This window comes from Stenotrophomonas sp. SPM, assembly GCF_003105135.1.
Classification (GTDB): domain Bacteria; phylum Pseudomonadota; class Gammaproteobacteria; order Xanthomonadales; family Xanthomonadaceae; genus Stenotrophomonas.
Genome location: NZ_QETL01000117.1, coordinates 1 through 11330 on the forward strand (window position 1 = coordinate 1; position 11330 = coordinate 11330).

At 68.9% G+C, this 11330-nt stretch carries 14 protein-coding genes; 3 read left to right on the forward strand and 11 right to left on the reverse strand.

The genetic code is table 11. The features are described 5' to 3' along the window. Positions 1 to 72 precede the first annotated feature (72 nt). From DCO49_RS17490 to ccmA, 11 genes are all read right to left on the reverse strand, one after another. Complete coding sequence (locus DCO49_RS17490; protein ID WP_116865082.1) at positions 73 to 417, reverse strand: DUF1294 domain-containing protein; 345 nt, start codon at positions 415 to 417, stop codon at positions 73 to 75. Beyond that, the gene (locus tag DCO49_RS17495; RefSeq protein ID WP_116865083.1) at positions 418 to 1530 is read right to left on the reverse strand and encodes a homoserine O-acetyltransferase; all 1113 of its coding nucleotides are present in this window, start codon (positions 1528 to 1530) and stop codon (positions 418 to 420) included. 136 nt (positions 1531 to 1666) lie between these two features. Then, entirely contained in the window at positions 1667 to 2659 is a 993-nt protein-coding gene (locus tag DCO49_RS17500) for a tetratricopeptide repeat protein (protein WP_116865093.1), read from the reverse strand. After that, entirely contained in the window at positions 2653 to 3102 is a 450-nt protein-coding gene (locus DCO49_RS17505; RefSeq protein ID WP_116865092.1) for a cytochrome c-type biogenesis protein, read from the reverse strand. Before DCO49_RS17505 ends, DCO49_RS17500 begins: the two co-directional genes overlap by 7 nt. Before the next feature lie 4 nt (positions 3103 to 3106). Continuing rightward, positions 3107 to 3724 carry a DsbE family thiol:disulfide interchange protein gene (locus DCO49_RS17510; protein ID WP_079222496.1) on the reverse strand — a complete coding sequence of 206 codons (618 nt, stop codon included), beginning with the start codon at positions 3722 to 3724 and terminating at the stop codon, positions 3107 to 3109. Positions 3725 to 3732: 8 nt separating this feature from the next. Beyond that, positions 3733 to 5652 carry a heme lyase CcmF/NrfE family subunit gene (locus DCO49_RS17515; RefSeq protein WP_116865084.1) on the reverse strand — a complete coding sequence of 640 codons (1920 nt, stop codon included), beginning with the start codon at positions 5650 to 5652 and terminating at the stop codon, positions 3733 to 3735. 12 nt (positions 5653 to 5664) lie between these two features. Continuing rightward, entirely contained in the window at positions 5665 to 6126 is a 462-nt protein-coding gene (gene ccmE, locus DCO49_RS17520) for a cytochrome c maturation protein CcmE (protein WP_108769353.1), read from the reverse strand. Further along, complete coding sequence (ccmD, locus tag DCO49_RS17525) at positions 6123 to 6311, reverse strand: heme exporter protein CcmD (protein WP_116865085.1); 189 nt, start codon at positions 6309 to 6311, stop codon at positions 6123 to 6125. The genes ccmE and ccmD overlap by 4 nt, the downstream gene beginning before the upstream one ends. Continuing rightward, the gene (gene ccmC, locus DCO49_RS17530; protein ID WP_116865086.1) at positions 6308 to 7060 is read right to left on the reverse strand and encodes a heme ABC transporter permease CcmC; all 753 of its coding nucleotides are present in this window, start codon (positions 7058 to 7060) and stop codon (positions 6308 to 6310) included. Before ccmC ends, ccmD begins: the two co-directional genes overlap by 4 nt. A 43-nt stretch (positions 7061 to 7103) precedes the next feature. Then, on the reverse strand, positions 7104 to 7799 hold the full coding sequence (gene ccmB / locus DCO49_RS17535; protein WP_116865087.1) for a heme exporter protein CcmB: 696 nt from the start codon (positions 7797 to 7799) through the stop codon (positions 7104 to 7106). After that, positions 7796 to 8458, reverse strand: coding sequence for a heme ABC exporter ATP-binding protein CcmA (gene ccmA, locus DCO49_RS17540; protein ID WP_116865088.1), 663 nt, complete (start codon positions 8456 to 8458; stop codon positions 7796 to 7798). Before ccmA ends, ccmB begins: the two co-directional genes overlap by 4 nt. Positions 8459 to 8655: 197 nt before the next feature. Here ccmA and DCO49_RS17545 point away from each other — a divergent pair, with 197 nt between their 5' ends. The 3 genes from DCO49_RS17545 (at position 8656) to DCO49_RS17555 (ending at position 11177) form a co-directional block, all read left to right on the forward strand. Next, on the forward strand, positions 8656 to 9804 hold the full coding sequence (locus tag DCO49_RS17545) for a pyridoxal phosphate-dependent aminotransferase (RefSeq protein WP_116865089.1): 1149 nt from the start codon (positions 8656 to 8658) through the stop codon (positions 9802 to 9804). Between the two features lie 13 nt (positions 9805 to 9817). Beyond that, entirely contained in the window at positions 9818 to 10624 is an 807-nt protein-coding gene (locus DCO49_RS17550; protein ID WP_116865090.1) for an amidohydrolase, read from the forward strand. A gap of 118 nt (positions 10625 to 10742) precedes the next feature. Then, positions 10743 to 11177, forward strand: coding sequence for a hypothetical protein (locus DCO49_RS17555; protein ID WP_116865091.1), 435 nt, complete (start codon positions 10743 to 10745; stop codon positions 11175 to 11177). Positions 11178 to 11330: the final 153 nt, after the last annotated feature.

The window sequence follows — 11330 nt, forward strand, 5'->3', positions numbered from 1 at the left end:
ATGCTCGGCTGCCTTTGTGCACGGAGCCGAGCATGGGCTCGGCTCTACAGGTGTCGTGAGCACGGCGGTTGGTTACCGCGAAAACTCGCGCAGCATCACCGCGATCGACGCCACGTTGGCCAGCACGCACAACCAGAACACCCACTGGAATTCCGCCTTGCGGTGCTTGTGGCGGAACAGCGCCTGGCCCAGCAGCGCGCCCGGCCAGCCACCGGCGAAGGCCAGCAGCTGCAGCGTGCGTTCGGGAATGCGCCATTGCTTGCGCCGTGCCGCCCGCTTGTCATGCCCGTACAGGCCGAACGACAGCGCACTGGCCAGCAGGCACCAGCCACCCAGCCACAGCGGCAGCACGCCGCTGACCGTCAGCGCGAGGAGCGCGCCGGACGCGGCCAGGGCCAGGTTGCGCCGCCAGGCCACTTAGAGCCCGTCGAGGAAGCCGCGCACGGCCGGGCCGAAGCGATCGAAATCGACGAGGAACGCGTCGTGGCCCTGCGGTGAGTCCAGGCCGATGAACTGCGCGTCGGCACCGCCGGCACGCAGGCCGTCGGCGACCTGTTGCTGCTGCTGTACCGGGAACAGGATGTCGGTGTTGGCGCCGATGGCCAGCGCCTTTTCAACACGGATCTTCGCCAGACCGGCCAGCACGTCACCGTCGGCATACTCGGCCAGGTCGAACCAGTCCATCGAACGGCTCAGGTACAGGTAGCAGTTTGGATCGAAGAAGCGCACGAAGCGCCGTGCATGGCCTTCGAGGTAGCTTTCCACCTGGAACTCCAGGCCGAACGGGTCATCGTCGGTCTGGTCCGAATCCAGTCGCACGCGTCCGAAGCGGCCATCCCACTCCAGCGCGGAACGGTAGGTGATCACGCCGAGCTTGCGTGCCATGCGCATGCCCGATTCCGGGTAGTCGGTTTCGGTGTAGCGCCCGCCATCCCACTTGGGGTCGAGGCGGATGGCTTCGCGCTGCAGCGAGCGGATGGCGATGGAGAACGGCAATGCCTGCGCGCTGCCGGAAATGTTGACATGGCTGCGGGCGATTCCCGGCTGCAGCATCAGCACCGCCAGCGCGGTCATGCCGCCCATCGAATTGCCGACCACGCAGGCCAGCTGTTCGATGCCCAGGGCATGCACGACCTCGATGGCCGCGCGTGCGCCGTCTTCCACCGACAGTTCCGGGAAGTCGAGGCGATAGAGCTCGCCGGTGGCCGGATTCAGCGAGGCAGGGCCAGTGGAGCCCTTGCAGCTGCCCAGCGAATTGACGCAGACCACGAACCAGCGGTCGGTATCGATCGGCTTGCCGGCGCCGACCATCGCTTCCCACCAGCCCGGGGCCGGGTTGTCGGCATTGGCGGCGGCATGTGCATCCGGCGACAGGCCGGTGACGATCAGGATCGCATTGCGGCCATCGGCGGCCAGCGTGCCCCAGGTCTCGTAGGCCACGCGCGCACCGTGCAGGGCGCCACCGCGCTTGAACGGGAACGGCGAGGGCAGGGCGTGGAAGCGGGTGCCGGGCGGGATGAATTCGGTCATGCGGGCATTCTAGCGGGGCCGCCTGTGTAGCAGGCGACACGCTGGTTTCCATTGGGGCCGGTATCCGCGCATGGCGTGGATCTAATGTAGAGCCGAGCCCATGCTCGGCTGCCCGGCGAGCGCAGCGGCGCGCGATCTACGGGAACCGCAGCTCCACCACGCCGTCATGCGGCAATGTCACCCGCACCACCTCGCTCTGTAGGTCGCCTTCGCTGCGATTGGCGCTGCCGCTGCGCGAAATGCGTGCCAGCACTTCCACTTCGGCATGCGCGGACAGCGGTGCGGTCGGCATCGGGCTGTCGCCGTCACCGAGGCCGACCGTGGCCGGGAAACCGTCCAGTGGCAGCCTGCGTGCGGCCACCGGCATCGGTGGACCACCGACGGCGCGTGCGAGCACGAACACCTGGGTGCTCGCCGGCCAATCAGCCTGCTTCAACGAGGCGGGCAGCAGCACGCGGACCTGCAGCAGGGCGGGCGCCTCCGCTGCCGGTGCGTCCACTGCCTGGCCGGCGGCCTCGCGGGCGATGGCGACCTGCGCCTGCAGTGCCTGCGCGGCACCGGGCTCCAGGCGCGGCAGCAGGCTGCTCCAGACATCGGCCGCCTCGGCATTGCGGCCGCGTTGGCGCAGGGCGATGCCGAGCAGCCAGCTGGCGCGCTCGGCATCGGGTGCCAAGCGACGGGCCTGCTGCAGCCAGTCCATCGCGGTGTCATCGAACTGTTTGCCCGCATCGGCCTGCGCGCGGGCCTGCGCGGCTTCCACCAGCACGCCGGCATCATCCGGGGCGAGGGCAACGGCGCGGGCGAAGGCGTCGGCGGCGAGGGTGGCATCGCCGAGCTCGGCCTGCGAGCGTCCCAGCAGCGCCCAGCCATCGACGCGTTGCGGGTCGCGCTGCAGTGCCTGCTGCAGTGCCTTCACCCCATCACGCAGGGTCGCCACCGACGGTGCCGGCTGCACCTGTGCGGCGCGCGGGTCGCCCACCAGCAGGTACAGGCAGGCGCCGACCACGCCCAGTGCCAGCACACCCGGCACGAAGCCGCGGCGGCCCTGCCGGCGCAGTGGCCACAGCACCAGCGCGGCCATCAGCGCGGCGACCAGGCCGGCCAGCACAGGCAGAAGGTTGCTCACCAGCCATCTCCTTCGTCGGCGTTGCCGGCCGGTACCGGCGCCACGTTGCGGCCACGGCGGCGGACGATCCCCAGCACCACCACGCCACCGGCGCCGAGCAGCAGCAGCGGGCCACCCCACAGCAGCCAGGTACCGGGCTGCAGCGGCGGCTGGTAGAGCACGAACTCACCGTAGCGGGCCACCAGGAACTGCTTGATCTGCGCATCGTCGAGGCCCTGCTGCATCAACTGCAGCACCTCGCGGCGCAGGTCCTGGGCAATCTGTGCGTTGGAATCGGCCAGCGACTGGTTCTGGCACTGCACGCAGCGCAGCTGCGCGGCCAGGTCGTGGAATCGGGCCTCTTCAGCCGCGTCGCGGAAGGCGAGCGGACGCGGGTCGTGCAGCGGCTGCTGGGCAGGCGCGGGCATCGCCGCCGCCATCAGCAGCGCAAGCAGCAGCCAGTGCAGCGGCTTACGGATTACCGTGCAGGCCGGCATCGGCATTGCCCTGGGCCTTCTCGATCTTCTGCAGCGCCGGGATCAGCTTCTCGTCGACCACCTGCTGGGTCATCGCACCGCTGTACTTCCAGCGCACGATGCCGCTGCCGTCGACCAGGAAGGTCTCCGGCGCAGCAGTCACGCCCCAGTCGATGGCGGTGCGGCCTTCGACATCGCTCAGCACCACCATGAACGGGTTGCCCAGCGTTTCCAGCCAGTGCAGCGCGTCGGTTGGCTCATCCTTCCAGTTGTAGCCGATCACGCGCACGCGCTTGCTCTCGGCGAAGCGGGTCAGCACCGGATGTTCCTCGCGGCAAGCCGCGCACCAGCTGCCCCACACGTTCAACAGGTAAGGCGCACCGCGCAGTTCTTCGCTGCGCACGGTCATGCTCGGGTCGTGCAGCACCGGCAGGGCGAAGGCCGGTGCCGGCTTGTCGATCAGCGCCGAGGGCAGCACGTCGCGCTGCGGGTCGCCCGATTTCATCACCCCGTAGATCATCAGCCCGAGCAGGCCGAAGAAGAACAGCACGCCGATCACGATGGCTACCGGCGGCAGCGGGCGGGACGGGCGCGGGGCGGGGGACTCGGACATGGAAACTCCTACGGACGACGGAAACGACGATCAGCGGCGGTGATGAATCCGCCCAGGGCCATCAGCAGCGCGCCCAGCCAGATCCAGCGCACGAAGGGCTTGATGTGCACCCGAACCGCCCATGCATTGTTGCCCAGCGGCTCGCCCAATGCCACGTAGACATCACCGCTCAGGCGTGCATCGATGCCGGCTTCGGTCATCACCTGGCCGCCGCTGGCGTACTGGCGCTTTTCCGGATGCAGCAGGGCCAGCTCGCGGCCGTCGCGGAACACGCGCAGGTGGCCGCGGTCGGCAGTAAAGTTGGGGCCTTCGCGATGGTCCACGCCTTCAAAGCGCACTTCATGGCGGCCGACCACCACCTGTTGGCCCGGTGCCAGCGCGACCTCGCGCTGCACGTTCAAGGCTTCCACCAGCAGCGCGCCGGCCAGGAACACGGCGACGCCGGCATGGGCGACGATCATGCCGAGCATTTCGCCGGTAAAGCGGCCATTGCCGCGCAGGCGCTGCCAGACGAAGCGCGCCGTGCCGAGGCCAACCCAGGCGGCCGCCGCCACGCCGAGGCCGGCCTTCCACCCGTTCTGCGGCGCCTGCCACCAGGCCAGACCGCCCAGCAGCACGGCCAGGCCCAGCCACGGCGCCAGCAGGGCGAACGCGCGCGACGGCTGGTCACGCTGCCACTTCACCAGCGGGCCAAACGGCAGCAGCAGCACCATCGGCGCCATCAGCAGCAGGAACAGGCTGCCGAAATAGGGCGGGCCGACCGAGATCTTGCCCAGCGACAGCGCGTCGGCCAGCAGCGGGTACAGCGTGCCCAGCAGCACCATCGCGCAGGCGGTGGCCAGCAGCAGGTTGTTGGCCAGCAGCAGGGTCTCGCGCGAGGTCGCGGTGAAGCCGCGGCGCGGGTCATCCGCATCCACGCTGAGTCCGCTGGCACGCAGCACGTACAGCAGCAGGCTGCCACCGACCAGCAGCGACAGGAACACCAGGATGAACAGGCCGCGCGAGGGATCGGCGGCAAACGAATGCACGCTGGTCAGCACACCCGAGCGCACCAGGAAGGTGCCCAGCAGCGACAGCGCGAAGGCGGCGATAGCCAGCAGCAGGGTCCAGCTGCCGAAGGTGCCGCGCTTTTCAGTAACGGCCTGCGAATGGATCAGCGCCGCGCCGACCAGCCACGGCATGAAGCTGGCATTTTCCACCGGGTCCCAGAACCACCAGCCGCCCCAGCCCAGCTCGTAATAGGCCCACCAGCTGCCCAGCGCGATGCCCAGGGTCAGGAAGCCCCAGGCCACGTTGGTCCACGGCCGCGTCCAGCGCAGCCAGCGTGCATCCACGCGGCCTTCCAGCAGGGCGGCCACGGCGAAGGCGAACGGCACCGCAAAGCCCACGTAGCCCAGATACAGCATCGGCGGATGGATGATCAGGCCCGGGTCCTGCAGCAGCGGATTGAGATCGCGGCCTTCCAGCGGCGCCGGATTCAGGCGCAGGAACGGGTTGGAGGTGAAGATCAGGAAGGCGAGGAAGCCGACGCTGACCACGCCCATCACCGCCAGCACGCGGGCCTGCACCGGCGCGGGCAGGTGCCGCGAGAACAGCGCCACCGCACCGGTCCACAGCGCCAACACCAGCGCCCACATCAGCAGCGAGCCTTCGTGCGCGCCCCAGACCGCCGAGTAGCGGTAGATCATCGGCAGCAGTGAATTGGAATTCTCGGCCACGTAGCGCACCGAGAAATCCTGCTGCACGAAGGCAGCGGTCAGCACCGCGAACGCGCCGGCCACCAGCAGCAGCTGGGCCAGCGCGGCCGGTCGGGCCACCGCCATCCACGCGTCGTTGCCACGCTGCGCGCCGACCAGCGGCAGGCCGGCCTGCAGCAGCGAGGCCAGCAACGCACACAGCAGCAGGATCTGGCCCAGCTCTGGCAGCACTCCAGGCAACACTCAGCGCACCTCGGTGGCCGGTACCGGCACGTCGTGCTTGCGATGGGCATCACCCATCTTGTCGGCCACTTCCTTCGGCACGTACTTCTCATCGTGCTTGGCCAGCACTTCATCGGCGACGAACACGCCGTCCTGCAGGCGCCCGCTGGCCACCACGGCGGTGCCTTCGGCAAACATGTCCGGCAGGATGCGCGAGGTCAGCACGGCCAGCTGCGCATCGCCATCGGTGACCTCGAAACGGGCATCGAGCGAGCCGACCGGGCGGTTGAACGAGCCCTTGACCACCATCCCGCCGAGGCGGAAGCGGGTCTGCGCATCGACATCGCCGCGCAGTACTTCCGATGGCGTATAGAGGTAGGCGATGTTGCGTTCCAGCGCCATCGCTACCAGTGCGGTGGCCAGGCCGGAGGCGAGCAGGGCCAGCAGCACCCAGGCCATGCGGCGGCGCTGCACCGGCGTCATCGTTCCAGCTCCGCCGTCAGCGCCGGCGCGGACTGCTGCGCGCTCTGTCGTGCCTGCTGCCGCTGCTGGCGCGACCGCGCTTGGCGGCGCGCGGCGCGCAGGCGCAGCCACGAACCGATGGCATCGGCCAGCAGTACCAGCACGAACACCGCATAGGCGCCGATCACGAAGGGCAGGTGGGTCATCGCGGGGTCTCCTCCACGCGCGCGCCGACCCAGGCCTTGCCGGCCTCGCGGTCGAGGTTGTCGGCGCGTGCCTTCGCCAGTACCGAGCCGGCGAACCAGAACTTGGTGCCGATCACCATCCACCACAGCGGCGCGATCATCGCGCTGCTGATCGCCGAGTCACCGAACACGCTGATCGACTGGCGCTGGTGCAGTCCGCCCCACCAGTCCACCGAATAGCGGATGACCGGCAGCAGGCTGACGCCGACGATGGCCAGCAGGCCGGCCGCGCGCGCGGCGCTGCGGCGGTCTTCGATGGCGTGGTACAGGCCGATGACCCCCAGGTACAGGAACAGCAGGACCAGTTCGCTGGTCATGCGCGGGTCCCAGTCCCACCAGGTGCCCCAGGTACCCTTGCCCCAGATGCTGCCGGTGAGCAGGGTGATGAGGGTGAAGCCGGCGCCCATCGGCGCGCAGGCCATGGCCAGGATCTCGCAGATCTTGATGCGCCAGATCAGCGCGATGGCGGCGTACAGGGCCATCAGCGCGAACACGAACAGGCTCATCCAGGCGCTGGGCACGTGGATGTAGAGGATGCGGAAGCTGTCCAGCTGGCGCGCTTCCGGCGGCACCACCAGCAGCGCCTGCCACAGGCCGACCAGCAGCACCGGCAGCGCGGCGATGTAGAACACACGCGACCAGCGGGCAGCGAAACGATCGAAGGTGGGCGGCGAACCGAGTTGATGGAACCAGCGGACGATCGGATTCATGCGTGACGGCTATCCAGCAGGGGTGGATTGGCTCTCTGCCCGTTCAACTCAGGGAAATACGGATGGCCGCAGCCGTCGCCAGCGGTGCCAGCAGCAGTGCGACCACCAGTCCTGCGCCCAGCATCAGCAGCGCACCGACCGGATCCTGCCCGCGGCTGGCCGCCGCCAGGCTGCCCGCACCGAACACCAGCACCGGTACGTACAGCGGCAACGACAGCAACGCCACGAGAATACCAGAGCGCCGGATGCCGACGGTCAGCGCGGCGATCACGCCGCCGATCAGGCTCAGCACCGGTGTTCCCAGCAGCAACGATGCCAGCAACATCGGCAGTTGGTCATGTGGCAGATGCAGCATTTCCGCCAGCAGCGGGCTGACCACGATCAGCGGCAGCGCGGTGGTGGCCCAGTGCAGCAGTACGCGCACCAGCACCAGCCAGGCCAGCGGCACCGGGGCCAGCAGCCATTGTTCCAGCGATCCATCCTCGGCATCGGAACGGAACAGCGAATCCAGCGCCAGCTGCCCGGCCAGCAGTACCGCCAGCCACAGCACAGCACCGGCGGTGGCCGCCAGCGGCTGCGGATCGCGGCCCTGCGCCAGTGCAAACAGCACCACCACCAGCAGGGCGAACAGTACCGGCTGCAGCGCATCGCCACGGCGGCGCCAGAGCAGGCGCAGATCGCGCGAGAACAGGGCGCGGGCGGTCTGCCACAGGCCGGGTTCGGTACCCGGGGCGATCATGCGGCACCTCCGGGCACGGTTGCGGCCGGTTGCCCGGGCACGCGCAGTTCCAGCAGGCGCGTGCGCACCGGCGGTGCAGCATAGGCGCCGTGGGTGGTGACCAGGGCGGCACCGCCGCCGCGCAGATGCGCTGAAATCATCCGGTTGACCAGGTTGATGCCATCCAGATCGAGGTTGGCGTAGGGTTCGTCAAGCAGCCATAGCGGTGCCGGCGACAGCCAGATGCGGGCCAGCGCCAGGCGCCTTTTCTGCCCGGCCGACAGATGTCGCACCAGGGTGTCCTCATAGCCGGCCAGGCCGACGATGGCCAGCGCGCTGCCGGGCATCTGCTTGGCCCGACGGCCGTGCAGGCCGCAGAGGAAGTGCAGGTTCTCCAGCGTGTCCAGGTCCGGCTTCAGCGCGGGCAGGTGGCTGAGGTAGGCGACATAACGGGCGCGCTCGGTGTTGCTGGCCTGCTTGCCGTCGATGCGCACCTGGCCCGCGCCAGGGCGGGCCAATCCCGCCAGCACGCGCAGCAGGGTGGTCTTGCCGGCACCGTTGCCGCCCTGCACCAGCAGGGCCTCGCCGGCGTCCACGTGGAAGTCCAGCGGGCCGAACACGGGTTCGTCATTGCGGGAGAAGCTCAGGCCGCTGGCGGCCAGCAATGCTGGGGTGTTCAAGGGGCAGGGGTCTTCGTGCCGGAGTGCGGCGGCAATTGTAGCGATGAAACCTGCCCCGGTAGTGCCGGGCCATGCCCGGCGGCCGCAGGGAATATGCAAAGAGCCGCCGGGTATGACCCGGCGCTACCGGCCGGGTCCACGGGCAGGGCGTGGATTTCGTACACTTTCAGTCCTTGTCTCCCCATTCCCCCAGGCCGATGCAACCCACCACCAAGCTGCCCAAGGTCGGTACCACGATCTTCACCGTGATGTCCCAGCTCGCCGCCGAACACGGCGCGGTCAACCTGGGCCAGGGTTTCCCGGATTTCTCCGCGCCGCAGCGCCTGATCGACGAAACCACCAAGGCGATGGCCGCCGGCCTCAACCAGTACCCGCCGATGACCGGCGTGGCCCCGTTGCGCCAGGCCATCGCGCAGAAGTCGCTGGACCTGTACGGCGCCACCATCGATCCGGACATCGAGATCACCGTCACCAGCGGTGCCACCGAGGCGATCTTCAACGCCATCCACGCCGTGGTGCGTGCCGGCGAGGAAGTAATCGTGCTGGACCCGGCCTACGACTGCTATGAACCGGCCATCGAGCTGGCCGGCGCCGTCGCCGTGCACGTGCCGCTGGACCCGCAGACCTTTGCCGTGGACTGGGACCGCGTGCGTGCGGCGATCACCCCGCGCACCCGCATGCTGATGGTCAACACCCCGCACAACCCGTCGGGTGCGATGCTGGACGAGGCCGACATGCAGGCGTTGGCCGACCTGCTGCGTGGCACGCAGATCTACCTGATTTCCGATGAGGTGTACGAACACATCATCTACGACGGCCGCCGCCACGAATCGGCGCTGCGCTACCCGGAACTGCGCGAGCGCACCTTCGTCATCTCCAGCTTCGGCAAGACCTACCACTGCACCGGCTGGAAGATCGGCTACGCGGTGGCGCCGCCACTGCTGACCGCTGAGTTCCGCAAGGTGCACCAGTACAACACCTTCACCAGCTTCGGTCCGGCGCAGTATGGCTTCGCCGCGATGATCCGCGACGAGCCCGAGCACCACCTGGAGCTGGGCGCGTTCTACCAGGCCAAGCGCGATCGCTTCCGCGAGCAGCTGGCCGGCACCCGCCTGAAGCCGCTGCCGGTGCCGGGCGGCTACTTCCAGCTGGTCGACTACTCGGCCATCAGCGACCTGCCCGACCACGAATTCGTGAGGTGGCTGACCATCGAGAAGGGCGTCACCGCCATCCCGCTGTCGCCGTTCTACGAGACCGCGCCGGTCGGCCAGCGCCTGGTGCGTCTGTGCTTTGCCAAGAACGAAGCGACTCTGGACGCGGCGATCGAACGCCTGCGCCTGCTCTGAGGACGTGACGACCATGCAGGACCTGCGCATTTCCCTCGTCCAGGGCGACACCCGCTGGCACGACCCGGCGGGCAACCGTGAGTACTACGGCGCGCTGCTGGCGCCGCTGGCGGGCAGCACCGACCTGGTGATCCTGCCGGAGACCTTCACCAGCGGCTTCTCCAACGAGGCCATCGCCCAGGCCGAAGGCATGGACGGCCCGACCGTGGCCTGGGCGCGCGAACAGGCCAAGGCGCTGGACGCGGCGGTGATCGGCAGCGTGCAGCTGCGTGATAGCGAAGGCGTCTACAACCGCCTGCTGTTCGCCACGCCGGACGGCGCGCTGCAGTACTACGACAAGCGCCACCTGTTCCGTTACGGCGGCGAGCACGAGCGCTACGCCGCTGGTCGCGACCGCCTGAGCGTGGAATGGAAGGGCTGGCGGATCAATCCGCAGGTCTGCTACGACCTGCGTTTCCCGGTCTTCTGCCGCAACCGCTACAACGTGGAGCGGGCAGGGCAGATGGATTTCGACCTGCAGATCTTCGTGGCCAACTGGCCGTCGGCGCGTGCCTACGCGTGGAAGACCCTGCTGCGCGCGCGGGCGATCGAGAACCTGTGCTTCGTGGCGGCGGTCAACCGCATCGGCGTGGACGGCAACCAGCTGCACTACGCCGGCGACAGCGCGGTGATCGACTTCCTCGGCCAGCCGCAGGTGGAGATCCGCGAACGCGAGCAGGTGGTCACCACCACCATCTCGGCCGAGGCCCTGGCCGCGCACCGCGCGCGCTTCCCGGCGATGCTCGATGCCGATGCGTTCCACCTGGACGAACGGGCCTGAGACCGGCCCCGGTGTGGCGGCTGAACGCTTGCCACACCGCCTCGCGCGCCTGCATCCACGGTGCACGCGCGCGCTGCTAGATTCGCGGCCAGTCCGACCTGAAGTGGAAGTCCTGCCGATGAACAAGCCCCTTGTCCTGCTGCTGGCGCTGGCCGCAGCCTCCTTGGCCCCGGCGGCACACGCCGGTGGCAACCTCGACTGCCAGCTGCGCTACACCCTGTCCGGCTGGTCGCTGATCTACAAGACCGCCTCGGGCAACGGCACCCTCCAGTGCAGCAACGGCGCGACCATGCCGGTGCGCATCCAGCTCAAGGGCGGCGGCCTGACCGTGGGCAAGTCGAAGATCACCAACGGCCGCGGCAGCTTCACCGGCGCGGTGGGCATCAACGAGCTGCTGGGCACCTATGCCTCGGTGGGCGCGCACGCGGGCGCGGTGAAATCCAGCAACGCGCAGGTGATGACCAAGGGCGACGTCTCGCTGGCCCTGTCCGGCACCGGCAAGGGCTGGGACCTGGGCGTGGACGGCACTGCCTTTACCATCAGCCGCCGCTGAGCTCGGTCCATCCACGCATGGCGTGGATCTACTAGGGAATCGTTCCACCCGTCAAAGAAAAACCCCGGCCGGAGCCGGGGTTTTTCATTTCAGACGTATCAGCGATCAGCCGCCGCGCGGGCCGCTGCGACGCGGGCCGCCCGGACCGCGGTT